We start from the raw sequence: 24,453 nt of genomic DNA, 5'->3' as shown, positions 1-24,453 counted from the left end.
TCGCAGAACCAGATACCGGAGACCTCTTCAGTTGTCGATCACCGCCACGCCGTGACCTCGACCCCGCCAGCCTGACTTACGAAACACGCCTTAGGTGCGTCCCGGTGGTCGCGGCGGGTGGTGCCGCGCCGGCCGGTCAGTGGTCGGGGACGGCCTCGTCGGCGGTGGCCTGCAGGAGGTAGAGGCGGTCCTCGATCGGGTCGCGGTAGATCCCGGCGTCGGCGTGGGACAGCCACAGCGGGTTGACGCTGCCGGGCGGGCGGAGCCTGGCGTCGGACGTGCCGACCGTGATGGGGGTGGCGTGTCCGGCGAGGTTCTGTCGGCGGCAGGAGTCGGTGTGCGGCAGGACGACCAGGACCGTGTCACCGGGGTTGACATAGCGCCGCCGCACCGACCGGCCCGGGTTCGCCTGCGCGTACGCGGCCCGCGCCTCGTCGCCAACGAGGGTGTCTGTCCAGTTGCGGGCGTACCGGTACTCGCGGGCCAGCTCCCCGATGGTCTCCACCGGTCCGGCGACCGTGCTGGTGGAACGGTTCAGGTCGTCGTCGTTGATCAGGAGGGTGCGCAGCCGGTCCGCCGCGAGGAGCAGCTCGGTTCGCAGATGCCGCAGGTTGGCGGCGGCTTCGGGCAGGTGCGCGGCGGCGGGGACGGGGTCGGCGGCGTGTTGGTCGAGGGTGCGGTCGGTCGTCGCGGTGATCCAGCGGCTGATCGTGTCGAGGTGCGGCATCAGGCTCCCGGTCTAACAGGTGAGGTGGGCGAGTTCGGCGGGCGTGAGCTGTGCGGGGGTGCGGTTGCGCCAGGTGTCGGAGTGGCGCAGGTGCCACCAGCGCAGCAGCGACCGGCAGGCTGAGGCGAGGTCACCGCAGGCGGGTAGCGGATACACCGTGGTGAGCGCGGCCTGATGCGGCCGGGCGATGTAGGCGGTCGGCGTCCACCCGTGCTCGGTCTCGGTGACCTCGCCGACGACGCGATCCGGGTAGGGGATGTCGAACGCGCCGACGGCCTCGGCGTCGGGCACCACCAGCCAGGTGCGCGGGTCGGTGCGCCGTAGTGTCGCCACGCCGCGTGACGGATCGCAGCGCCGCAGGAGCACGTACCGCTCGTCGCCGTCGCCGATTGGCCGGTGGTTGCGCCAGGCGTGGTAGCAGGTGACGAGCGCGGCCCCGAGGACGGTGTGCCGTTCGCGGGCGACGACCGCGTCGGCGAGAGTCTGGTGATACCCGGCGATGTGCAGGTCGGCCCGGGCGGCCAACCCTTGCCGGGCCGTTTCTGCGAGCACACCCACCCGGGCGAGGGCCTCGTCGAGGCCGGTGGTGCTGTCGGTGAAGTCGAGGGCAGTCTTGTGCAGGACGCGGGCGAGGTCGCCGAGTGGATCGGGGGTGGCGGTGTCGTGGCGCCACAGGTGTTCGGGCAGGACGTCGTTGGTGTCGGCGGCGATGCGCCGCAGTGCGGGATCGGTCAGGAACACGAGGGTTCTCCTTTGCAGGCGGTCGGGAGGTGCATGGCGAGGACCGGTCACAGCGGGGCTGCGACAAGTCCTCGGGGCGTTCGGGCGGTAGGCGGTTAGGCGATGGCAACGGCGCAGAGTCGGGCGCTGGAGCGCAGGCTGCGGAGGTAGCCGCACGCTTCGTTGAGGAAGCGGAATCGGTCAGCGACGGAGTCACTGGCCGGGGTGAGGAGCCGGCCGTCGATGGTGATCAGCGCGTCGCCGATCAGGGCGATGCGCCAGTGCAGCCCGACGTAGGTGGCTTCGCCGGCCTGGTAGACGGACAGCTCGTACGGGTTGAGGGAGAGGGCGAGCATCGCCAGGACGCGGGGCTGCTGCTCGAAGCGTCGGCGGGCCTCGGCCAGGCGGAGCTTGGTCGGGTCGGCCAGGTGCTGGGCGAGGTAGTCCTCCCACGGATGGGCCGGACGGGTTGTCGCGGCGATGTGGGTGTTCCAGGCACGCCAGCGCAGGGCGGCGTGGTGGGTGGCCTTCGCGGCGGTGCCGGTGAGGTCGAGGCGGCCCTTGCGGCCTCCGGCGGCCAGGGTGACCGCGCCGAAGCGGCGGGCGGCGTCGAGGAGGTAGTAGCCGAGGAAGCGGGTCAGCCAGCCGATGAGGCGGCGGTGGCGAACGTGGTAGCGGCGGGCGGGGGTGCCGTCGGCGTGCAGTAGGTCGTTGACCTTCTCCGAGGCGGCGAACCAGTCGGCGTCTTCGCCGGGGGCGAAGCAGACGGTGACGATGACCTGGTCGGACAGCGGCATGGGCGTGGGCATGGCAGGGTGCTCCCTTCGGGCAGGGGTGGGTGTGGAGGGTGTGCGGCGTGGTGTCACCGGGTCGCGGCGTCTGTGCCGGGAAGCTGCCGTGCAAGGGCGCGGGGCGTGGATCACGAGCCGACCGGGAGGTGGGCTGTGGGTGATCCCGCTGGCGCGGGCAGGTCCAGGGGGGACAGACGGGCGGTGGTGCGAACAAAGAGAGAAGAGGTTGCACCGTAGCGTCGTGACCTGACAGCAGCCGCTCTGTCAGGATTGCCGACTATGCCTCTGAGCTGCGCTGACAGGATGTGCCGCGAGCCTGTCAGGGTCTGTCAGAGCACGAAGCCGCTCTCGTCGTAGTTCGGGTTGTCCGCCACGGGCTGCCCGTGGTCGCTGGGCAATTCGGTGAGCTGGACTCGGCCGGTGGCGCCGTCAGGAAGCCAGACCGCTTCGGCGGGGTCCGTGGCGTGGGTGGCGGTCGCGAGGGGAACGCTGTCGCGGCGGCCGCGCAGGAGCCGGTGCAGGTGTTCCTCACGGTGTTCGCTGCCGAGCCAGAACAGCACGGGGTAGCGGGGGCCGCCGCGGCGGATCAGCTGCGCGTACCGGTCGAGTTTGGCCACCACCCGGCCGAGGGATTCGGTGCCGGTATCGGCCTCCAGGAAGAACCCCACCGTGGTGTCCGCGACGCTCCACAGGCCGTGCCCGTCGGCGGTGATGGTGCGGAACTGCCTGGTGGTCATCGTCTCGGGCCACCACCGGTCCAGCCGGGCCTGCGGGTGCTGACGGGCGTGCACGGTGAGCCGGACGAAGAACTCGTTGGCGATGAGCAGGTGGGTCAGGTTCGGGTTGGCCGAGAGTCGGTCGACGGCCTGGCGGGTGGTGCGCACGGTGGGTTCGGGCCGGCGGTGAGCGGCGGCCTGGAAGCGGTGCCCCTGGTGGCCGAGGGTCCAGTGCCACGGCTGGCTACCACCCCCGGCGCGGGCGAACCGGAAGCGGTCCAGCAGTCCCAAAGCGGCCAGTTCACCGAGCCGGATCTGACAGGTACGGCGGGCGAGAAACAGCATGCGGTGGATCTGATCGGTGGTGAGGACCTGGTGGTCGTCGAGTAGCTGGAGAAGCTGACGGTCACGGTTGGTGATGTGGGGATAGATGGCCAGGAGGTTGGCCGATCGTGATTGCGGCATTGGTGGATGCACCCCTGGAGAGAGAGTCCCGGAGGGAGTCTGGATGAGTTGATCTTGGGTTCGGTCCTGTCGCCGGGTGGGTTGGGGCAGGTCAGGCACCTGACAGGCCGGGTGCGCGGGGCTCGTGTGGGGTCTCGTGTCGCGGACACCCCCAGACGAGCCCCCGGTGCCGCACCCCGCCGAGCCCTCGAACGCGCGGCTGGGGTCAGCGGTCGCGGTCGGTCATGCGCCGCTTCATTGCGGTACGGGCGAGCTGCTGCATCGGCGGCTCACCACCGGTGCGGCTGTGGGCGGCGGCGCACTCCTGCCGGATCGCGGTCGCTTCACCCACCGGCGGCGCCGGTGGGTTGGTCACGAAGGTGAACGCGGGTAGCTCCCGGTTGCCGACCAGCAGCCGGGCGGCGGCGGTGTAGACGTCGAGGTGGGCGAGGTCGTGCTCGTCCAGTTCGGGTTTGGTGTGCCGGGACAGGTCCCGCGCGTCGGCGGGGTCGACGTTGAAGAACAGCTTCGTCCGCGCGTTGGCTGACACCGCTGCGGCGATGTCGTTGGGCAGTTGCGCCAGGTCCTGGTGGGCCAGGACGAGGCCGAGCCGGAACCCGCGCGCCTCGGCCAGCATGTCTCCGACGCTGCCGGGCAGCGTGAGGAAGTTGTGGCACTCGTCCACGTAGAGGTTGGCGTCTTTTCGCTGGTCTTCGGGGATGCTGGCGCGGGCGATGGCGGCCTGCCAGACCCGGGCGACGATCATCGAGCCGAGGATGCGGCTGGTCTCCTCACCGAGGATGCCCTTGGGTAGCCGGCACAGCAGCACCCCGCCGTCGAGGACCCGGCCCATGTCGAACGACGAGTGGGCGTTACCGATCACCGATTTCACGAAGTCCCGCAGCAGGAAGGCCCGGAGTCGGGCGAGGACGGGTGCGATGACCTGGCCGCGGAACTGCTCGTTGATGCCGTCGTACCAGAGCCAGAATCCGCCGAGGCCGTCCGGGTCGTCCAGGCCGTGGGTGAACCGGGCCCGGAAGTCCCGGTCCTGCAACAGCGACGGGACCAGGCTCAGGGTTGGTTTCGCGTGGCGCATCAGCGTGAGGCACGCGACCCGCATGGTGTCGTCCATGCGGGGCCCCCACTGGCCTTGAAAGATCTTGGCGAAGATGCCGACGAGGTTGTCCACGGCCAGGTGCGGATCGCCGCCGTCATCCAGGGGGTTGAAGCAGCCGGGGTTGTCCTGGTCCGGGTCGATAATCACGATCTTGTTGGCGAAGGAGGCGGGCAACCGGTCGAGGATGTCGGTGATCAGGTCCCCGCGCGGGTCGATGACCACGGTCCCACGGCCAGACTTGATGTCGCCGAGGATCATGTTCAGCAGCAGCGTGGACTTGCCGACGCCGGTCTTGCCGACGACGTGCACGTGCTGGCGGGCGTCGGTGACAGTCAGGCCCACGCTGTGGTGGCCGATCTGTGAGCGGCCCAGCACCTTCACGCCCCGCCCGCCGGAGGGGACCTGCACGGGCGCCGGCACGGCCTTGGCCCGGGCCCGATCGAGGCCCGGGACGGCGAGATCTTGCGGCAGCGCGGCGAGGGCCGCGAGTTCCGGCACGGTGGCGAGGAACCCGCGCCGCAGTTCCCGTCGGGCGATCGTGGCCACCGGGTGGGGCATCTTCATCCGGCGCAGCCGGTTGGGGCCGGTGTACGCGGCGGCGGCCGAGGCGATGGTGTGCCTGAGCTCGCCGAGGCGTGAGCGGACGCGGGCAACGCGTTGCGGGTCTGGTGGGGACGTGCCGGCGTCGGCGGCGACGGCGAACCGGACCGCGATCTCGTAGTGCGGCACCCGCACGGCCTTGTCCACCACGGTGCGGGCCTCAGCGGTGGCCACCGGGTCCCGCTCGGCCGGACGCGTTGGGGCTTGGCCCGAGGTGCGTGGCCGCGACGAGCCAGGTGTGAACGCGTCGAGGAACCACAGCAAGGGCTCGATAGCTAGCCGCACCGTCCCGGTAACCACGCGGGTGGCCAGGTCCGGCTGCCCGTGGCGATGATTGCTGATGGCCGCCGCGGCCCTGCGGGCCGAGCGGACCCGGCGGGTGGGCGCCGGGCGGGCGAGAATCTGCACGCACGCGTGTTCGCGGTGGCGTACCTCGGCCCCGGCGGCGAGCAGCGCCCGCAGTGGGTCGGTGTCGTGCTCGCTGCGCAGCGGCAACCCGTCGGTGCGCTGCGGCCAGTGCGCCCCACCCATTTGTTCGGCGACGGTGCGCGGAATCGGCGGTGCGGCATCCGCGGTGATGAGGGTGGCCGCCGGCCAGGCCGCCCGGACAGCGGCCTCGACCGCGCCGCGCGGCACCGTGCCTGGCACCCAGACCCGGATGGTCAGGGACCGGCCGGTCCAGACGTACTCCCACCCGACGTGCGGGATCCCGAACAGGCGCTGCTGCCACACCGACGGCGTCAGCACGCCGACCAGCGTGGTCCAGAACGCCGCGGCAGCCTCGGCGGTGACCTCCGGCGGGGCGGCGACGGTCAGCCACCGTGCGCCGCTCGCGAGCCGCTTGTGCCGCCAGGCGAGCAGTCGGTCGTGGCCGAACACCGCGCTGACGATCGCGGCGGCGGCGAGGAAGCCCAGCCACGGCCGGGCGATGATCCACTGCCCCACGTCGGTGGGCCAGGTCGGGGTGGGTGTCATTCGGCCTCCCCGATTCCCGTCACGGCGAGCGTGTGCTCGGCCGCCGATCCGACACTGCGGAACGGAATCCGGCTACGACCAGCGACGAGCAGGCCCTCACCGCGCGGCGCCGACAGCAGCAACCTCGACTCCCCGGCGGTCAGGCCGAACGCCTCGGACACCGCGTCGATGGACTGCGTGGACTGACGCATCAGGACCTGCGTGGCGGCGTTGGACACCACCGCCAGGCCGAGGTCGGTCGACAGGACGTCGGAGGCGTCCTGCGTGATCACGCACAGGCCAGCGGAACGCTTCCGCGCGGCCTTGGCCATCCGGAACAGGAACCGGGCGCCTTCGCCGTCGCGCATCAGCAGCCACGCCTCGTCCACCACGACGAGCTGCCGCCGCCGGCGACTGCTCGTGGCCGGGGCGTCGATGCCCGACCAGATCGAGTCGAGCGCCAGCAGCGTGCCCACCGTGCGCAGCTCGTCGGGCAGGTGTCGCAGCGACCACACCACCAGGTGCCCATTCGGGACGGTCGTGGTTGGCCCGTCGAACAGGCTGGCGAAGTTCCCGACCGTCCAGGGGGCGAGCCGGGCGGCGAGCTGCCCGGCGGCGGGGTCGTCGTCGGCGGCGAGCATGTCGGCGAGGTCCCGCAGCAGCGGCGCGGGTGTGGTCCAGGTGCCCGGGTCACCGGTGATCCCGGCGCGGGCGTAGGTGGCGGTGATCGCCCGGTCCAGCGCCGCGCGTTCACCCGGCGGCGGTGCCGCCCCGAGCATCACCGAGATCAGGGTGTGCAGGTACAGGCCGCGTCGGGTGAGGGTGTCGGCCCGGTGGTCGGCGGGCAGATCGAGGGGGTTGACCCTGACGCCCGGCTGGCCGAGCTGCACGACCGTCCCGCCGACGTGCTCAGCCAGGGGCGCGTACTCGTCTTCAGGGTCGATGACAGACACGACCGTGCCCTGATAGAGGTTCCGTAAGACCTCCAACTTGACGAAGTACGACTTACCAGCGCCGGAGCGGGCCAGAACAACCGAGTTGTGGTTGTCCTGCGCCCACCTGTTCCAGATCACGACCCCGTTGCTGGTCGTGTTGACCCCGTACAGCAGCCCCTCGGGCGCAGCGACGGTGCCGGGGGCCGGGGCGGCGAGGTCCGCCGAGGCGAGGGGAAACGCCGCCGCGAGGGCGGTGGTGTCGAGGATGCGGCGCATCCGCAGCGGGTCCACACCGACCGGCAGAGTGGAGATCCAGCCCTGGTGGTGCCGGAACGTCGCCGGTTGCAGATCCAGCAGCACACTGGCCGCGGCGGACTTCACGCCCGCGGTAACGGTGCGCAGCTCGTCGAGGGTACGGGCGTGGATGGTGACGTAAATGCCGACGTCGAAGAGCTTCGCCGCCCCTCGGGCGACACGTTCAGCGAGGTCGGCGGCATCCGCTGCGGCCGCCTCGACCATCGGGTCGGCCAAGCGACCCTGGTCGGCATCGAGGCGGCGCGAGGATTCGAGGCGGGCGCGCTGGCGCTTGAGCATCGGCGCGGCCAGTTGCGGCGCCACCGGGTCCATGTGCACCGCGACGTCGACCCGCGCGGGGTAGGACAGCAGCGGGTCGAGCCACGCGGGGCCGACCTCGGCCGGATAGCCGCACACCGCGTAGGTGACGGCGTACCCGTCGCCGACCTGCACGTGCCACGGCGCGACCGACAACACGGCCGGCGACGGCATCCCCTCCCCGGCAACGACACTCATCTTCGGCTTCCTCAACAGGTTCATGATGTGCTCCGCAGGGTGATCGGGGCGCCGGGTACCGCACGCGGACCAGGCACCGGCGGGGAGAACGGATCAACCGCGCCGGCCAACGCGGAGGCGACAGCCGGCCCGTCCAAAGGTGCGGCCTCGACACCGAGCCCGGACAGCGCACGCACCGCGGCCTCGGCCCCGAGCTCCCCGGTGACGACGACGACCTGGCGGCGCAGCGGATCACGCTGGCTGTCCAGGTCCAGCAGGAACTCGGCGTAATCGCCGGCGGCGGCCTGCAACGCCGGGTGCGCCAAACGCGGCGCATGGTCGGCCGTTGCCTGCGCGTAGACGTTCAGGTCGTGCCGCTGCGCGGCCACAACGATCTGCGCCGGTCCGGTCAGGCTGTTGAGGAACCGGCCAAACCCCTCCAACAGCGCGCCCTGCTCGCTCCCGGTGCGCAGGTGGATGTTCGTCGTGCCGCAGGCGATGAGGACCTTGCCGCTGCCCTCACTGGTCAGGACTCCGGTCGGGCTGACCGCCGTGACCGGAGAGTGCAGCGGCGCCGGAAGGCCCGGCTTACCGGCCACGACCGCGACCGCGCTGACCCGAGCCCGACCCGGTGTGAGGGTGCGCGGCCTGCGGCTGAGCGCGAACCCGTGCCGCAGCCATACATCCAGCGGCAGGCCGTCACGGCGGCCCAGCGCGACCACGACCGCCACAGCGAACAGGAGTGCGCCGGCGACGATCCACGCCACCTGCGGCAGGAGATGCCCGATCGTGCGGTAGACACCGAACCCGACGAGGCCGGCACCGCCGACGATGCCCAGCTGCCGGAACGTCAGCCCGAACGCGATGCGGTCGGCCTCGTTGACGTTGACCGGGACGACAGCGCGCGGGACACGGTCCTCGATCGTCATCGCCCACCCCGCAGGGCGGCACGTCCGAACCCGCCGAGCGGTAGACGGCGGGTGATGCCCTGGATGACCACTGCCCGCAGGAGAACCCCACCGCTGTTCGACGACCCCTTGCCCGTCGCGTAGCGGCCCATCAGCCCGGGGATCTTGACCGTCATCCACAACACCACCGCGACCAGCAACAGGTTCAACACGTCCGAGCCCGGCAGGCCGATCAGGACCGGAATGCTCGCGTCCGGATCGGTCAGTAGGTGGATGCCGGTGGAGAACGCGATGGCCTGCAGCACAGCCGTGCCGAGGCAGCCCAGCAGGCTGCGCCACCACAGGTCGGCGGCGGGTTGCGTCCAGGGCAGGCAATAACAGGCCAGCGCGACCGGGGCGAGTCCGGCCAGGATGACCAGCACCGCAACACGGACGACCCAACCGGTGACGAGGGCGAACATCAGCCCGACGATCAGCAACCCGATGACCAGGGCGATGAGGGCGTTGGCCGGATCGACGAGGGCGGCGGCCACGTGGGTGCGGGCCATCGAGACCGCCTGCGTGGTCGGTGCCGCAGTGCCGACCATGGCCACCGTAAACGCGTTGGCGACATCGATGAGCACGGCGCAGAGCGGGACCGCGAAGTTCGACAGGATGAACCCGACAACCAGGCGTGGTACGAGTTCCTTGACGCCGTATCGCATCTCGACCGAACTGCTGGTCATCGTCACGATGCCGGCGGTCACCAGCGCGAGGACGTAGCAGGCGTTGACGACCAGCGCGCTCTTCGCGGCGATGCTCTGGACCTGCGGCAAGACGGTGACGTCCGGCGACAGGAACATCGACGACGTCAGGTAGGCCAAGAGTCCGCCGAGGAGGTCTTGCAACCGCTCGGCGAGCCATTCCACCAGGCCATTCATCATCCAGTTGACCATGATGGATGTCCTCAGCCGCCGATGATGCCCTGCAGCACCTGCAGGATCACGGGGGAGAGGACCGCCAACGCGTAGCCGATCAAGGCGGACTTGAAGTTGCCCTTCGCCTGCTCGACCTGGGCCGGATCGCCGCCGGCGGCCATGTACCGCAGGCCACCGATGACCAGGAACATCGTCGCGACCAACGCGATGATGCCCATGATCCAGGAGGTAATCGAGGAAATGACCTCGTTGATTGATTTTGGGGCCGCCAGTGGCTGCGACGCGGCAGCGAGGTCGGACAGAACTGACAGGGTCGTGTGCATTGCGACGCTCCACAGGAGATCTGCGGGCCGCCGCGGTGGGGATCAAGGTGAGGCTTCGACTGGGCCGGTGGGGGCGCTCCTCCCTTGCCATGGGCGAAGGGTTGCGGTGTCAGTACGCCGCGCCAGCCGTGCCGGACCATCAGCCTCACCGGGTAGGAGATCCCCACCGGGCGGACATGCCGTGGATGACATGCACCGCCCAGAACTCGGCTGTCAGGCCGATCGAACTCGCCTAGCGCCTGTCACGACCTGACACGGCCGGTCAGCGACTTACGTCGTCGCCCGGTGGGCGTTCCCCGGACCGTAAACCAGGATCAAGGTTGGTGCGGACCGAAACGCCACAAGGCCGTCCCGGGCATTGGCACGAGACGGCCTTGTGCGGGGCCAGTTAGGGATCGGCCCAAGAACAAAGCCCGGAAAGTGCTCGGAGTGAAATGGGCAGCAGGTAGGCCATCCTTCAGCAAGCAGCTACCCGACGTCCGTGGGATCTGACGGTCAGCGTGGCGGGTGGCCCTGCGTGTCAGATGCCCTGTGCGCGGCTAACCGCTCAGCTTTTGGATCTCCCGAGATCAGTACCTTGTTGATGCATTGCTTCTCAGTTCTCCCACGCGCTTTCGGGTTGCTCAGCGTCGCATCATCAGCAGGCGTTGGGGGTACAGGCCGTCGATGCGCTTACATCCCGGTGAGACCGAAGCCGTTGGCTGGCGGGTGGTGACCGTGTTCGACGTCGTCCGGCAGCTACGCGATGCATCACCAGACGTCACCGGACGTCCGCGGGTGATCGCGATCGATGGCCGGGGTGGTGCAGGCAAGACGACCCTGGCTGAGAGGCTGCGCAAGATGGAACCCAACTCCGCCATCGTGCACACCGACGACGTCGCCTGGAACCACGCCTATTTCGACTGGGGCGCCGTACTCACCGGGAACATCCTGCAACCCCTGCACCGAGGGGAGCCGGTGGACTTCCGTCCCGATGCCTGGATCAGTCACGATCGCGCCGGATCGATCACCATTCCTGCCGGCGCTGACTTCGTTTGGGTCGAGGGCACCGGCATCATTCGGGAAGAAGTTGGCCCGTGGTTGGACGCCTCGATGTACATGCAGGGCGATCTTGAGGACCAAGAGCGCTTGCTGATCGGTCGCGACGGCGACTCTTCCGAACAGCAGGAGCACGTGGCGAACTGGCTGCGGGAGGAACTGCCCTTCATGCTGCGAGAACGGCCGTGGTCCCGAGCCACCCTGATCGTCGGCGGCCCTTCGCGGATTGACCACGACCCGGACACCGAACTGGTCGTAGCCCCACCGATTAGCCTCTAGCACGCTTTCTCAATATCGAATCTTCCGCACCCTCATGCCGCGATTCGCGCGCTTCCCGTGGTGGTGCGGGGCCAGGTCTTGCCGGCTGGAGTGGGCGGCTTGGTAGCGAGAGCAGCGCCTAGCAGCTGCCATTGATCGCGCCGAAAGTGGATCTTCATATGTCACGGCGTACCTGCCTACGTACTCGGCCTGTTGCCGAGCGGGTGGTGTTGTCAGGCCGCCATGGCGGCTCCGCAGCGGCCGGACGAGGGGATCGGGTCGGACAGGTCGCCCCGCGTGACGGCGGCGGCCACGACACGTTCGGCGCGGCGGCGGCGCATTCGAAGGACTGGTGCGGTCACGCCCTTCTCAGCAGCCAGGTGCTCGATCAGCGCGTCGCCGAACCGGGTGGCGCTGATCAGCTCAGCGGCTTCGGCCGTGATTAGGCCGGCGGTGGCTGCCCGTCCGAGCAGTAGGTCCGGATGCCCGTAAGGCATCCTTGGTGAGCGCGACCCGGTGGACAGGTCCAGCGGCAGTTCCTCGCTATCGTCGGCTTTGACGACTGTGGCCCCGGCGCGCCAGGCCGCCCAGCACAGCCGCAGCCACAGTCGGGGCGGGGCGAGATCCGCACTGCGCAGAGATTGCAAAAATCCGGCCAGGACTTCGGAGTCGACGTCGTCGGCGTGACGCGCGTAGCCGCGGCTGATCTTCGCCGCGAGGTGCGTCAACGCGGGCAACGCCACCCCGATCGCGCCGACGACCCAGGCCGGTCCCCATTCGCGGGCGTGGTGGGCCAGCTGCCGCCACAACTCGTCGGTGGTGTCGCTGTCGTAGCGCTCGACCATGAGCAGCTGGCGCAGCTCGTCCAGAGGCATCGTGGTGTCTGGCAGGCCCGGCACCGGCCGGGAGTCGAACACCAGCGGTGCGGGTTCGCACGTCAGCAGTGCGAAAGCCTTCTCAGCGGTGGTCAGCGCCGTGTTGGCGGTCCTCGTGCGGGTGGTCATTGCCATGGTGATGTCTCCCTTGACGGGAGCGCTTCGCCTGGTGCGAAGGCTCCGAGACCTCCGATTGGGACAGCGCGACCTGACACCGCGAGCGTTTGTCAGACCCGGACAGGTCGTGACAGGTCGTGTCAGGTTCGCCACTGCGCTCACCACAGGCGGCTCGTTGACATGGCTGTCAGATTGGCCCGATTGACCGAAGCTGTCAGATGAGGGGTGGGTTCGATCGGCCTGTCAGCGGCGCACTGGGGATCGTCAGTACGCCCGCTGGTCCGGGGGTCACCGTGCCCATGACCGACAGAAACCATTACCGTGCACCGGTTCCCGTGGGGGACGTGGTGCCCGGCGACCCGCCCGTGCCGATCACTGTCTGGCCGGTCCCCGCCCCGCACGAGGGCGAGGCCATGTCCAACGCGATGGGTATGCGGTTGGTCCACAACCTCACCCACCCGTCCGACCTCATCATCGACCTGGCCGAAGGACCGCAGTTGGCATGCGCGATCATCGCGGCACACCGCCGAAGTCACCTGCAGGCGGCGCGCCCGGTCGGGTGGAGCCGCGAGTCGGCGACGCTAATCGTCACTGGCTGGCCGCTTGCCGACGCCTCTCCGGTCGAGTTCTTCCTCCGCTGCCGCGCCCGTCTCGTGCGGGGCGGCTGCGTGGCGGTGTTGCTGGCGCACGGCGACGTCGCCCTGCCGGTCGACGTCGTCATCGCCGCGAAGCGGGCCGGGCTGGCGTACCTGCAGCACATCGTGGCGGCCGACCGGCCGCCCCGACGTGGCCAGCAGGCGCAGCTGGCGATCCACACCGACGTGCTGATCCTGACCCGCAGCGCGATAGAGCCCGGGAGCGCCAGTGACTGAGCGCCTGCCGATCACCTCGGTGTGGTTGACCTGCCAGATACCGGCCCGTGACCAGCGGCGAGGCCGCTACGTCCGGGAGACCTCCAGCCATCCGGCCAAGATGCTGCCTCACCTGGCCGCGCACGCGATCAGCGCATACACCGCGCCAGGCGATGTGGTGTTCGACCCGATGTGCGGGTGCGGCACCACGTTGGTGGAAGCCATGCACCTCGGCCGCCACGGCATCGGAATCGACATCGAGCCCTCCTACACCGCACTCGCCGAGGCCAACATCGCCCTCGCCGCGTCGCAGGGTGCCGCCGGCACTGCGGCGGTGTTCACCGGGGACGCCACCGGTTTGCTCGACCTGGTGCCCGCGTCGGCGGTCGGCCGGGTGAGCCTCGTGCTCACGTCGCCGCCGTACGGGCGCGGGACGCATGGCCTCGTCCAGACGGCCAAGACTGGGGTGCGCAAGCGGGACCACCTGTATGGGGACCGGGAGCGTGGCAATCTCGCCTATGCGGGGTGGTACCGCCTGCTCGACGGTTTCGCCTGCATCCTGTCCGCCAGCTACCAGCTACTGCGTCCCGGCGGAACCGTGGTGATCACCTCCCGGCCGGTACGCCGCCAACGCGATGACCTGATCGACCTGCCCGGCGAGCTGATCGCCGCCGCACGGTCAGCCGGGCTCGTTCCGGTGGAGCGGACGGCGGCAATGCTCGCCGCCGTCCGCGACGGGCAGGTCGTGCACCGGGCCAGCATGTTCGGGATGATGGCGGTCCGCCGCAGCCGCGACGACGGCATCCCCGTGCACCTGGTGGCGCACGAGGACGTGCTGGTCCTTCGCCGCCCTTGAGAGCCTTGCCAGGCTCAGGAGTATCGGGCCTGGCAAGGCCAACGCCGGAGGGGCTTGACCAAGCCGCTGACCAGATCAACCAGGCAGGCCCCAGCCCCGGCGAGTCCCGCTGCGGCTAGCAGATCCGACATAACGTCGGGGTCGCGAGGCTGTCAGGTTCTGCCAGGAGGCCGAACCTGACAGCCGGCCGACGGCGCTCCCGCACCGGGCTAGCTTGAGGGCTCTCCCTACTTTCCACATGCCTTTGATCTGATGCCTCGCGCGACGGCAACGCGCCCACCAGTCATGGTCGGCCGCCGCCGCCAGCCTCGAATCTGGCACGTACCAACCCCACGCCCCTCGCCCACGCGACGAGGGCGTGGCCCCACCTTCCCTTCAGGCGGTCACCAACCGGTGGCCGCCTTCTTGCTGTCCTACGGAGGGCAACATGCGTCGTCCTAGCCGACACCTGAGAGACGGTGAGGTCGCAGCCGACCTCCGCCACCCCACACCGCCCGACCTTCTCCGCTGCACCTTCGCGGCCGTCGGCGAACACACCGGAGTGCACCCGAACCACCACATGGCCACCGCTCGGGTGGCCGCGTGCCCCAGGTTGGTCACGGGCACACCCTCGGCTACTACCGACAGCCGGGCGGTGCAGCGATGACCAGCGGGAGCCCAGGGGACCAGGCCCGTGCTCTGCATGCCGAAACGACGGCTGCCATCGCGCAGCGGGCCGCTCTGGCCGTCGAGGCCCGTTGCGCCCTCATCGGCGCGCTGCGCAGCAGGCTGATCTGCCGGCCCGGATGTGAGGATGCCCTCGCGACATGGGGCCTGGACCCGCTGCCGCAACGGTGGACCATCTCCGCCGAAGCGCAGCTGTCGTACACGCGGTCGCACACCAATCATGACGAGGCCCGCGAGCAAGCCCGCTGGGGTGTACCGGACGAACTGCACCTGCTGCAGCCGGCGGTGGCGGTCTATCCGCAACACGTCATTGCCGTGGCACCCGCCCCCGACGGCGAGCCTGGGCCACAGCGGTACGGCATCACCGTGCAGGTCATGGTCCAGATCTGGGCCACAGCAGTCCGGGAGGCGGACGCGCGCGACGCCGCTCGCACGACGATGGGCACCCATCTGCGGGCGCTGGCTGAGGCTGGCATCGCCCTGACCAGGCTGATCTGGCAGACCGGCGACAGCCCGTACGAGGCCCCGCCGGATGACATCGGCACCGATGCGCGACCCCTGGTCGGCGCGGATAGCCTGACCGACGTCGACTGCCTCACCGCTGCGACGGCGGCGCGTGACGGTGCCTTACAGGCACTCACCGGCCTGCGGCGCAGCATCCGCGCTCGCGCGATCCGCGCCTTGGTCGACGACGAGTTCGGCGGCAACTATCAGCACGCCGCACAGCGGGTCAACCAGTTCCTCGTCGACCTCGGCCTCGACCCCCTGCCTCAAGCACACCACATCACGGTGATCGCCGACCTCACGCTGCCGGTCGGCGACGGCACCGCCGTGGATGCCGGCGACGCGGCGCGAGACCGGATGCGCGCGGTCACCACGATCAACCCGGACGAGGCGCGGCCGTGGACCGCGTACGGCTGGACCATCCCCGAGAACGCCACCGTCGACCAGGACGGCTGGCGGATGCCGTGGCAGCACGAGTACGAGATGTGGCTACGCGGACACGCCACTGGCGCCGACGCCACCACCGCGGCCGAAACCCTCGTCCGCGCGGACCTGACCGGGGCACTGCCCGGAATAGACCAGCACCTGGTCACGGTGACCGCACGCGTCGAGAGCCACGGCATCGATTTCCATTTGGACCCCGACAGCGACTGAGTTGTCTGCCGCCGAATCTGTGCGTCCCTGAGCAGGCGCCAACTCGTCCTGCCTCCCACGGGCCGCCCTCGGTTGGCACCTGCCCGCCGATCGGCGCTGTGCGCGAGGCCTGCCACGACTATGCCGTCCCGCCGGCTTTCCACTCCTCTACCGACCCCACTCTGACGGGAGATCAACGTGTCGTTTCCCGAGAACAGACTGACCCTCCGATCCTCAGCCGACCTGGCGACCGCGGTGCCGTACCTCATCGGCTTCCATCCCAGCGACGGCAGCATCGTCGTGATCGCCTGCCGAGACCGGCGGATCGTGTTCGCCGCCCGAGGCGACCTGCCGGCCCCCGGAACCCCCGCACATCACCTGCGCGAGCTCACCGCTCACCTCGTCCCGGTCGTGCAGCGGCAGCAGCCGATCACCGACCTCGCGATCGTCGGCTACGGCGCCCAGGGACACGTCGATCCGGCACTGCGTGTCATCGGGGATGCGTTCACCGCCACCGGCCTGGCCGTGCGGGAACTGCTGCGGGTCACCGAAAAGCGCATCTTCAGCCTCACCTGTGACGATGCCGCCTGCTGCCCACCACAGGGAACCCCCGTCGACCCCACCACCTCACTCGTCGCCGTGCACGCGACTGTCGCCGGGCTCGTGGCAAGGCCGGACCGGGCGGCAGTGGCCGGCCGCTTCACCACCGTCGACAGCACCCGTGACGGCATCCGACACGCCACGACCGAGGCGACCGCCCGCATGACGGCCGTGGAAACCGCCGGCAGCACCGCGGTGTACGAGGTCGGCGTCCTTGCGGTCCGCCGCGCGCTGCGACAGCACGACGACGGCATAGGTCTCAGCGACGACGAGGTGGCCTGGCTGACCGTGCTGCTGACACACCAGCCCGTGCGGGACCTCGCCGTTGACCTCACTCAACCGCACGACCAGCACGTCACCTTCTGGGCCGAGGTCACCCGCCGCGCCGACGAGCCGCTCGTGCCGGCGCCCGCGACCGTACTCGCGCTCACCGCATGGCGCTGCGGTGACGGCGTCCTGGCCGCCATGGCCGCCGAGCGTGCCCTGCAGGTCGACCCCGACTACCAGCTCGCCGCCCTGCTCCTGCAGGCCCTGCACGCCGGCCTGCCGCCCTCCGTTTTCGAGCACGCGACCACCAGCACCCACCCCAGCCCATTCAGCCCGAACCCGAACACCCCCTCAGAACAGGAGTAACCACGGTGGATCCCATTCGCAGCATCCTGCTGTCTCTCGCCCGCACCGCCGAAGAAGCCCGACTGCGCTGGCACGCCGAACGCGCCGCGCTGCGCGCCCGCGGGGAAACGCCCACCCGCACCGAGGCATCCGCCTACGACATCCAGGCCACCCTGTGCCTGCTCACCGCGATCACCGCCGCCGACCTCCCCGCGAACTTCCGTCTCTACGACACCACCCTGTCCCGAGACCCCCTCACGGCAGCCACCCAGCTGCGCCAGGTCACCTCCGCCTACGACCACAGTGGCCCCATCGAGGCCGCACACGAGGCAGCGCGCCTGGCCTACAAGGCGACGTTCACCGAGCCGCTCACCGCGCAGGAACAGCACTACGTCGACCTGCTCGTCGACCTGCCCGCCGCGCGACGCGACAAAGTCATCGAAATGGCGGAGGAACGCGCCCGCCACCTGCCGGCATGAGCACTGGCGCACCTGCCGCCGACATCCCCACTCGCTGTCTCGCCAGGGGCGCAGCAGCACGCCGTGCTTCCTCCCCGGCTGCGGTGGACCAGACCCCGCCGGCGCGCTACAGCGTGGGCCACGACGGGGGAGTGAGCCACACCGGCGCAACGTCGCGCCGGGCAGAACCATCCAGGTCAGCGGTCGCTGCTGTCCGACCTGTTGCGGGCGCACGACGTGTCGGGCAGGGGGCAGCAACCCCAGGAAGGAACCCATGAGCCTGTACACCCTCACACCCAAAGCCGGGTTCGAGCGGTACACCATCCAGGTCGGCTGGAACCCCCACCGCACGTACGTCGCCACCGTCATCGACTTCACCTGGGACCCGGTCACCGAACCCCACCACCAGCCCGACACCATCCACCTCGGCCGGATCGAGACGATTCTCGACCCGGCCGAGGTGCTTCTGGCCGTCGCACCCTACGCCGAGATACCAGCCGACCTACCCGCCAGACTCCGCGCCGACCAGGCCGCGCACCCGGTGCGCCGCTGACACCAACTCAGGGCCGGCGGACGTCGCATCGGGCGCCAACGGCCGCAGCCACCTCGCAGGTACGCCGCTACGAGCGCTGCTGACTGAACTACCCCGATGACGCCTCCTCGGGGAGGTCGTCGTCATCACCGATGCCGCGAGCCCGAGCGGCACGAACCCGTACATCCGGCCCGCCGAAGGCGGGCCGTCGTCGTATCCGGACCCGGGACGCGCCGCCTCGAAACGATCGCGTCCCGGGTTCTCCCGCAAAGGAGGAACCCAGTGTCCCTACCACTGATCATGATCGCCACCGCGGTGGTGGCGATCGCCCTCGGCAGGCTCACCGCCTGGCCGACGATCCACGGCCTCCGCACCCAACTCGCCGCCGCTACCCGGTCGATGCTCCACGACCCACTCACCGGCATGCTCAACCGCGCCGGCCTGCAAGCCGCGCACGCGACCCTCGCCGCAACCGCCCCCGCGCAGCCCCTCATCGTCGCCCTGATCGACCTCGACGACTTCAAACACGTCAACGACACCCACGGCCACGGCCGGGGAGACGACCTCCTCATCAAAATCGGCGACCGCATCACCGACATCGCCGCTCTTCACGGAGGCACCGCCGCGCGGCTCGCCGGTGACGAATACGCAGCACTCCTGCCGGCCCGCACCGACGACCTGGACCGCATCGCCGACACCTTCACCACGATCATCTCCCAGCCCGTCGCGCTTCCCGCAGACGGCAGCCCCGCCACGGTCACCATCACCGCCAGCGTCGGCCTGGCCCTCGTCGACACCAGCGACCCCTTCACCGAGGTGGCCCTGCACCGCGCCGACATCGCCATGTACCACGCCAAACGACACGGCCGGAACCGCCACGCCATTCACCAGCCGGGCATGACCATGCCCTCCGCACAGCACCGTCGCGGACCCCGCCTCCGCGACCGCCGCCAACCGACCAACGGGGCCACGGCATGACTGCCCCGCACGACGAGATGGCCTGCCAAACCTGCCTCTCCCCGCTGAACACCCTCGGCATGCCACCCACCTACATACACCCGACCCACCTCGCCACCGACGGACACGAACCAACGCCCGTCCCGGTCAGCCAGCTCGACACCGTCCGCCGCAGCTGCGACTTCTGCGGCGACCCGTACCCGATCTGGACACTGCACGGCGGCGAGGTGACCGCCATCGCCATCGGCCCCACCGCAGGGCTGGTCCAAGACTTCGGCCACTCCTGGGCAGCATGCGCAACGTGTCAAACCCACATCGACGACGGCCGCAACGACAAGGTCATCGACCGCGCGATACGGGCACTCGGCCTCACCAACCATCCACAGACACGACAACGAATCGAGGAACTACACCGGGCGTTCCTCAACGCCCGACTCCCCGGCCGAACGCTCATCACGACAACCGCCTGGCCGGCAACCACCATCACCGCCGCAGAGCTGCCCAAGGTCCGTGACCGGCTCACCCGCTTCTACCGAAGCCCCGACAACCTGCCCCCCACGCTCGGAATTATCGACCTACGGGACCAGATCGCCGCCGGCCTCGAACGATCACACCTGTACTGGATCGACAACGACTTCACCGACCTGGCCGAGCACGCCGCAGCACAGTTGCCCGACGTACGCATCGACCGCGACCTCATCCCATCGGCCGACGGAATGCTCATCTGGCCCCGGCCAGTGACACCCCGGCAGCTCACCGCCGCATCCTGGACCGACACCACCGACGGTCGGCACGTCGTCCTCTACCGCACCATCGGCGCGGGACTCGACGGTAAACCGCTGCAGCGGCTCCGCGAACAGGTCGGCTGGCTCGCACCGATGAGCGCAGCCCACCTCCCCGACCAGCACCTGATACCCGGTGACCATCCGGCCGCAGCGCTGATCGCGACGTGGCTGCTGATCGCACAGCAAACCGCAGAAGTCACCACAGCAAGAGTCGACAAAGCCGTGGCCAAGACCTACGCCCGCACCAACCGGCCCCTACCCGAGCTGCGCATCGTGCGCATCCGCGGCCGCCGCACCACCCCAGGCCCGGACGGGAAACCGACGCCGGGCAGCCAAGAGCGCTCTCAGACCAGCCGGTTCTGGGTCTCCGGCCACTGGCGCAACCAAGCCCACGGCCCCGGCCGATCGCTGCGCCGCCCCGTCTACATCCACCCCTTCCTCAGGGGCCCCGACGACGCGCCGATCAAGCTGAGCACCACCGTACGCATGCTCAGCAGCCACCAAGCCAAGCCCCAAGATTGTAAGTAGATGGCGATGTCGGCGGTGGCACGGTTCCGTCCCGCCGCCGACATCGACGCCTGCCCGTCCAGGAATGTGTGCCACTCACTAGTACTGCAACGGCAGTTGGTCAGGGGTAGCCGTGTCGTCGGTAGTGGCAGGTTCGGGCTTGGTGTTGGCGTCGTCGGCGCCATCGGGACCAGGCCCAGACGCGCTCGGGTGGGTGGGTTGATCGGACTATGAGTGCGGTGAGCAGTCGTCGGATCTCCGGTACGGTGTAGCCGATCATCATGTCGCCGTCGGTGCTGGTTCCCCTTTTGCGGTAAGGGATCGGGCGACGGACAGCCAGGCGTGAGCGGCCATGGACAGGGTGATGTGGGCGTACCAGGCTCGCCAGTCGCGGACCTGGTATTCGTCGAGGCCGGCTTCGTTCTTGGCCTGCTGGAAGCACTCCTCGATTGCCCACCGTGCCCCCGCGATGCGGGCCAGGTCGAGCAGGCGGGTGCGGCGGGGTCCGTAGCAGACGTAGTAGGCAATCTCCCCGGTGCTCATGCTGCGTCGGGCCAGGAGCCAGTGCCCGCGGCCGGGTTGCCAGCAGATGCGCACCGGCACCCGCGCCCACCAGTACTCGCGGGGCCCGTGCGCGCCGGCGCCGGCGGACAGCCGGCACCACGCCCGAGCAGGGAGGTTTGCGATGAGCTGGTCGGCGCGGGCAGTTCCCATCGTCGTGGTGATCATGTCGTCGTTGCGGCGAGTCGCGACCACATAACCCACATCCCGGTGTTCCAACCAGACCCGCAGGGATTTCGACTGCCCGTAGGCCTCGTCCATCGTCACCCACCCCACCGGCACTCCAGCATCGAGCGCGCGGCCCAGCATGTCCCGGGTCATCTGCACCTTCGTGGCGAACTGCACCTCGTCCGGGATCCCAGCCGCCCGGCACCGGTCCCGGTCATCGGTCCACGACGTCGGAAGGTAGAGCTGCCGGTCAATCAACGCGTGGCCCTTCGACGAGCGGTAGGCCAGGAACGTCCCGACCTGGCAGTTCTCTGTCCGCCCGGCGGTGCCGGAATACTGCCGCTGCACCCCGGCCGACCGGGTCCCCTTCTTCAGGAACCCGGTGTCGTCCACGATCAACACACCAGCCCGGATCACCGAGGTGCTCGATCACGTAGTCCCGCACATCGTCACGGACCGCGTCGACGTCCCAGTCCGCCCACCGCAACAACCGCTGCATCCCGTCCGGCGACACATCCCCGGCCTGCTCAGCCAGGGTCCAGCCGTTCTTGCGGCCCAGACCCGAGATCAGCCCACACAGGTACTGACGCGCACGCTGCCGTGGTTCCGACCGGCGAAACCGAGGCCCGATACGGGCATGCAACCGGTCCAACTCCCCATGCCACCGACCAACATCAACGTCCGTCACAGGCAGACCAACGAACACGAATCGAACTCGATTCGCCTACTGCCGTTGCAGTACTAGCCGAAGAAGCCAAGGACACGAGAGCGCACCTGGCGGTTGGCTGGGACGGCAGCTGGCGAGCAGGGCCTTTGAATGGCGCCTACCGTCAGGACGCTACCCGGCTCGTTGGGGCAGCGAGCCGAGAGCGCGACCGACAGGCTCGTCTGGCCGAGTTCGATCGGCAGATCGCGGAACTGGACCGGCGGCTGGCCGCGTACGCCGAAGACGAGCAGCGCCTGACTGGCGAAGCCACAGCCCTCAACGCCGCGAAAGAGCAGGCCGGCGAGGAAGCTGCCGGCTTGCCGGGCACCGGGAAGGTCGAGTACGCGGCACAGCGCGCCCACGACGCCGACGATGCCGCTCAAAAAGCGCTTGAGCAGGCTTCACTCCTGCAACGTGATTTACACGCGGCCATAGCCCGACTACACCTGAGCCGCAGCGAGGACCTAGCTGCGGTCGTCGCAGCCGCACCGGTTTCCGAACTCCGCCTTCCCGACCCACTCGGAAACCTCCCGACTCCCGCCGACCTGGCGCTGCTAGATCACTATGTACAGATGTCGGCCGCTGCCCTGAGTGACATCAGGCGGGTCAGCCAGGAGGCTTTGAGCGCACTTGACGCTGCGGCCGCCACCGCCCAGGAGCAGTACGACGCGTTTCCCGACACCGAGAGCCTTAACCGCCATGAGCAGGCGGCGTCCCAGGCCGAGCATGCCCAGGTGACGGCCCGCGACCAGTTCACTCGTCGTGGCACGAAGCACCAGGCTGCCCTTACGGCCAGTGCCGAGAAGCAATCCATTCTCAACGCTGCCTTGACCCAGTCGGATCTCACCGAGTGGTCTACCCGATTGGGCGATCTCCCGCCGAGGGTCAACTCATGGACTGACACCGCAGAGGACTGGTTGCGCACAATCGCCGACTATCGGACAGCGGCAGAGATTTCCCGCGACACGGCCCACCGTTCCGCCTCGTCGGCGGCGTTGGCATCTCGAGAATCCTCGCAGGCAGCGAGCGATCGAGGGCGGGCCGCTGAGGCGCGAGAGCATTACACGACTTTGGCCGACCGCATCGGCATTGGCTACACATCCCTGATGGCCGAGATGGCCGAAGCGCAGACGCAGATCAGCGAGGCGCAGGAGGCGATAGCGCAGAACCAGCAGATGCTCGTGGCGCTGGCTGCACAGCAAGGCGCCGCGCAGAACCGGGCCACTACCGACGCCAACGCGTACACCGACATCAGTGGGGCACTGCCCGAGCTCGCGGCGAAGCTGTGGGTTGCCGTCCGCGCAGACCTGCCCCGGGCAGCCGACTGGCGGCTCACCACCGGACCTGACGACGATGGCGAGACAGAGACGGCGACGGCTGCGTCCCAGCAAATTCAGGAGCTCGCTGGTGGTGATGCGGTAAACCGCTACGGGCCACACCACAACGACGACCTGGTCAGCGCCGTGTTCCAGTTGCGCCACCAGGCCGAGACCAGCCTGGGAGGAAGACTGACACTGGTCGAGCGCTACGCCGCCGACATTTTGGTCGTCGAAGCAGCCCGCGACAGCTCTACCGCGACCTTGCCGTCCACCATCGCCGACCTCAACAACGAAGTGATCAGCCTGCAGACCGTTTTGAACACCGAGGAAGCCAAACTACTCGAGCAGTTCCTCACCGACAGCATCCGTCGGGAGATCACCGGCCACATCGACGCTGCCCGCAAACAGGTCATCGCGATGAGCAGAGTCATGCAGGAGCACCGAACGTCCGCCGGCTACCGGTTCAACCTCGATTGGGCCCCGGCCACCGACGCGGACGTTGACAACCGGGTCTTGGATCTACTCGCCGCCGACTTCGACGCCGCTCCCTCGGCCAAGGAACGGCTACGGCAGTTTTTCGCTTCCCGCATCGCCAATATTCGGGCCACCAAGACTGGCCAAACCTGGGAAGATCTGCTGCAGGAAATGCTGGACTACCGGCGCTGGTACCAGTTCCAACTCCAGTTCGCCAAGGGCGTCAACGAGTTCGCCGAGCTTGACAACGCCGCGTTCGACAAACTGTCCGGTGGCGAAAAGTCCGTTGCTCTACACCTACCGTTGTTCGCTGCGGCTGCCACCCATACCGTCGCCGCCACCGTCCGCGACACCGTCGACACCGATAAGCCCGGCTGCCCCCGACTCATTTTGCTCGATGAGGTATTCGCCGGCGTGGACGAAGACATGCGTGGCGAACTGTTCGACCTGGTCACCTCCCTGGACATGGACCTCGTCGCCACGAGCGAAGCCGAAACCGGCATGTACGCCGAGCTCGACGGGATCGCCATCTATCACCTGATCAAGTCCACCGGCGTCCCTGGCGTCCTGGCCGCCCGCAGCGTTTGGACGGGCACCGACGTACTTCACTTGCTCGATAACGACCTGGAGAGAGGCGCATGATCCAGCCGCCCACCCAGGCGCAACTGCTCGAAGCGTTCCCGATCAAACGCTGGGCCTGGCTCCGCGTGGACGTACGCGCCGAACTCGAACGCCGTCCCGCCGCCGCCACCGTCTCCATCGATACGTCCGCGCTAGATCCCGACGCCGCCAAGTCCCTGCAGTGGCTGCTGCAAAGAACTCCGCCGCTTCCAGCCCGGATGCCGGTAAAGCTCACTCAGCTCGACCGAGCTCTTCTCGAACGCACCGATTGGGGACTACCCACCAAACCGCTACCGGAATGCGGGCCAGTGCTCCGTCGTTCAGGGCGGGGGTGAAGGCCCGCGCTGGGAGGGCCGCCAAGGCCCGAGTAGTGCCTTAAACCGGGCGGTTCTGCTGCTCGATGTACTGCTTCAT

General features: G+C 69.2%; 21 protein-coding genes and 1 pseudogene. 11 read left to right on the top strand and 11 right to left on the bottom strand.

The genetic code is table 11. The features are described 5' to 3' along the window. Nucleotides 1–136 precede the first annotated feature (136 nt). From ABZS37_RS31385 to ABZS37_RS31345, 9 genes are all read right to left on the bottom strand, one after another. Nucleotides 137–727 (bottom strand): hypothetical protein, encoded by a 591-nt coding sequence (locus ABZS37_RS31385; protein WP_355175001.1) that lies wholly within the window; start codon nt 725–727, stop codon nt 137–139. Nucleotides 728–739: 12 nt separating this feature from the next. Further along, the gene (locus ABZS37_RS31380; RefSeq protein WP_355174999.1) at nt 740–1,468 is read right to left on the bottom strand and encodes a hypothetical protein; all 729 of its coding nucleotides are present in this window, start codon (nt 1,466–1,468) and stop codon (nt 740–742) included. Between the two features lie 95 nt (nt 1,469–1,563). Then, the gene (locus ABZS37_RS31375) at nt 1,564–2,256 is read right to left on the bottom strand and encodes a hypothetical protein (RefSeq protein WP_355174997.1); all 693 of its coding nucleotides are present in this window, start codon (nt 2,254–2,256) and stop codon (nt 1,564–1,566) included. Between the two features lie 311 nt (nt 2,257–2,567). Next, on the bottom strand, nt 2,568–3,419 hold the full coding sequence (locus tag ABZS37_RS31370; RefSeq protein WP_355174995.1) for a replication-relaxation family protein: 852 nt from the start codon (nt 3,417–3,419) through the stop codon (nt 2,568–2,570). A 205-nt stretch (nt 3,420–3,624) separates the two neighbouring features. Then, nucleotides 3,625–6,090, bottom strand: a complete 2,466-nt coding sequence (locus ABZS37_RS31365; RefSeq protein WP_355174993.1) for a DUF87 domain-containing protein — start codon at nt 6,088–6,090, stop codon at nt 3,625–3,627. Beyond that, entirely contained in the window at nt 6,087–7,838 is a 1,752-nt protein-coding gene (locus ABZS37_RS31360) for a DUF87 domain-containing protein (protein ID WP_355174991.1), read from the bottom strand. The genes ABZS37_RS31365 and ABZS37_RS31360 overlap by 4 nt, the downstream gene beginning before the upstream one ends. Beyond that, nucleotides 7,835–8,722, bottom strand: a complete 888-nt coding sequence (locus tag ABZS37_RS31355; protein WP_355174989.1) for a PrgI family protein — start codon at nt 8,720–8,722, stop codon at nt 7,835–7,837. The genes ABZS37_RS31360 and ABZS37_RS31355 overlap by 4 nt, the downstream gene beginning before the upstream one ends. Next, nucleotides 8,719–9,636: a hypothetical protein gene (locus ABZS37_RS31350; protein ID WP_355174987.1), complete on the bottom strand. Its 918-nt coding sequence runs from the start codon at nt 9,634–9,636 to the stop codon at nt 8,719–8,721. The genes ABZS37_RS31355 and ABZS37_RS31350 overlap by 4 nt, the downstream gene beginning before the upstream one ends. 11 nt (nt 9,637–9,647) lie before the next feature. Continuing rightward, nucleotides 9,648–9,941, bottom strand: coding sequence for a pilin (locus ABZS37_RS31345; protein WP_355174985.1), 294 nt, complete (start codon nt 9,939–9,941; stop codon nt 9,648–9,650). A 666-nt stretch (nt 9,942–10,607) separates the two neighbouring features. Between ABZS37_RS31345 and ABZS37_RS31340 the strand changes: the two genes are divergently transcribed. Continuing rightward, nucleotides 10,608–11,258 carry a hypothetical protein gene (locus tag ABZS37_RS31340; protein WP_355174983.1) on the top strand — a complete coding sequence of 217 codons (651 nt, stop codon included), beginning with the start codon at nt 10,608–10,610 and terminating at the stop codon, nt 11,256–11,258. A 212-nt stretch (nt 11,259–11,470) separates the two neighbouring features. Here the strand turns inward: ABZS37_RS31340 and ABZS37_RS31335 are convergent, their stop codons facing one another. Then, nucleotides 11,471–12,247, bottom strand: a complete 777-nt coding sequence (locus ABZS37_RS31335; RefSeq protein WP_355174981.1) for a hypothetical protein — start codon at nt 12,245–12,247, stop codon at nt 11,471–11,473. 317 nt (nt 12,248–12,564) lie between these two features. Here ABZS37_RS31335 and ABZS37_RS31330 point away from each other — a divergent pair, with 317 nt between their 5' ends. The 8 genes from ABZS37_RS31330 to ABZS37_RS31295 all read left to right on the top strand — a co-directional run bounded on the left by ABZS37_RS31330 (nt 12,565) and on the right by ABZS37_RS31295 (nt 20,211). Further along, nucleotides 12,565–13,101, top strand: coding sequence for a hypothetical protein (locus ABZS37_RS31330; RefSeq protein ID WP_355174979.1), 537 nt, complete (start codon nt 12,565–12,567; stop codon nt 13,099–13,101). Beyond that, a complete protein-coding gene (locus ABZS37_RS31325; protein WP_355174977.1) occupies nt 13,094–13,936 on the top strand; it encodes a DNA methyltransferase in 843 nt (280 codons plus the stop codon). Before ABZS37_RS31330 ends, ABZS37_RS31325 begins: the two co-directional genes overlap by 8 nt. A 642-nt stretch (nt 13,937–14,578) precedes the next feature. Beyond that, nucleotides 14,579–15,760 carry a hypothetical protein gene (locus ABZS37_RS31320; RefSeq protein ID WP_355174975.1) on the top strand — a complete coding sequence of 394 codons (1,182 nt, stop codon included), beginning with the start codon at nt 14,579–14,581 and terminating at the stop codon, nt 15,758–15,760. 177 nt (nt 15,761–15,937) lie between these two features. Further along, on the top strand, nt 15,938–16,972 hold the full coding sequence (locus ABZS37_RS31315) for a DUF4192 domain-containing protein (protein WP_355174973.1): 1,035 nt from the start codon (nt 15,938–15,940) through the stop codon (nt 16,970–16,972). A gap of 5 nt (nt 16,973–16,977) precedes the next feature. Next, nucleotides 16,978–17,430 carry a hypothetical protein gene (locus tag ABZS37_RS31310; protein ID WP_355174971.1) on the top strand — a complete coding sequence of 151 codons (453 nt, stop codon included), beginning with the start codon at nt 16,978–16,980 and terminating at the stop codon, nt 17,428–17,430. A gap of 253 nt (nt 17,431–17,683) precedes the next feature. Further along, nucleotides 17,684–17,962, top strand: coding sequence for a hypothetical protein (locus tag ABZS37_RS31305; RefSeq protein WP_355174969.1), 279 nt, complete (start codon nt 17,684–17,686; stop codon nt 17,960–17,962). Between the two features lie 261 nt (nt 17,963–18,223). Continuing rightward, nucleotides 18,224–18,919: a GGDEF domain-containing protein gene (locus ABZS37_RS31300; protein WP_355174967.1), complete on the top strand. Its 696-nt coding sequence runs from the start codon at nt 18,224–18,226 to the stop codon at nt 18,917–18,919. Then, nucleotides 18,916–20,211, top strand: a complete 1,296-nt coding sequence (locus ABZS37_RS31295) for a hypothetical protein (protein WP_355174965.1) — start codon at nt 18,916–18,918, stop codon at nt 20,209–20,211. The genes ABZS37_RS31300 and ABZS37_RS31295 overlap by 4 nt, the downstream gene beginning before the upstream one ends. A 258-nt stretch (nt 20,212–20,469) precedes the next feature. On the opposite strand, the pseudogene ABZS37_RS31290 reads toward ABZS37_RS31295, so the two are convergent. Next, a pseudogene (locus tag ABZS37_RS31290) lies at nt 20,470–21,571 on the bottom strand (IS701 family transposase). Between the two features lie 161 nt (nt 21,572–21,732). Here ABZS37_RS31290 and ABZS37_RS31285 point away from each other — a divergent pair. Together ABZS37_RS31285 and ABZS37_RS31280 are read left to right on the top strand one after the other, a co-directional pair. Beyond that, nucleotides 21,733–24,060 carry an SbcC/MukB-like Walker B domain-containing protein gene (locus ABZS37_RS31285; RefSeq protein ID WP_355174963.1) on the top strand — a complete coding sequence of 776 codons (2,328 nt, stop codon included), beginning with the start codon at nt 21,733–21,735 and terminating at the stop codon, nt 24,058–24,060. Continuing rightward, a complete protein-coding gene (locus ABZS37_RS31280; RefSeq protein ID WP_355174961.1) occupies nt 24,057–24,374 on the top strand; it encodes a hypothetical protein in 318 nt (105 codons plus the stop codon). The genes ABZS37_RS31285 and ABZS37_RS31280 overlap by 4 nt, the downstream gene beginning before the upstream one ends. Nucleotides 24,375–24,453: the final 79 nt, after the last annotated feature.

The organism is Micromonospora sp. NPDC005413 (assembly GCF_040606435.1).
Taxonomy (GTDB): Bacteria; Actinomycetota; Actinomycetes; order Mycobacteriales; family Micromonosporaceae; genus Micromonospora.
The sequence above is the reverse complement of the archived record's forward strand: the minus strand, read 5'-3'. Positions and strand labels throughout refer to the sequence as shown.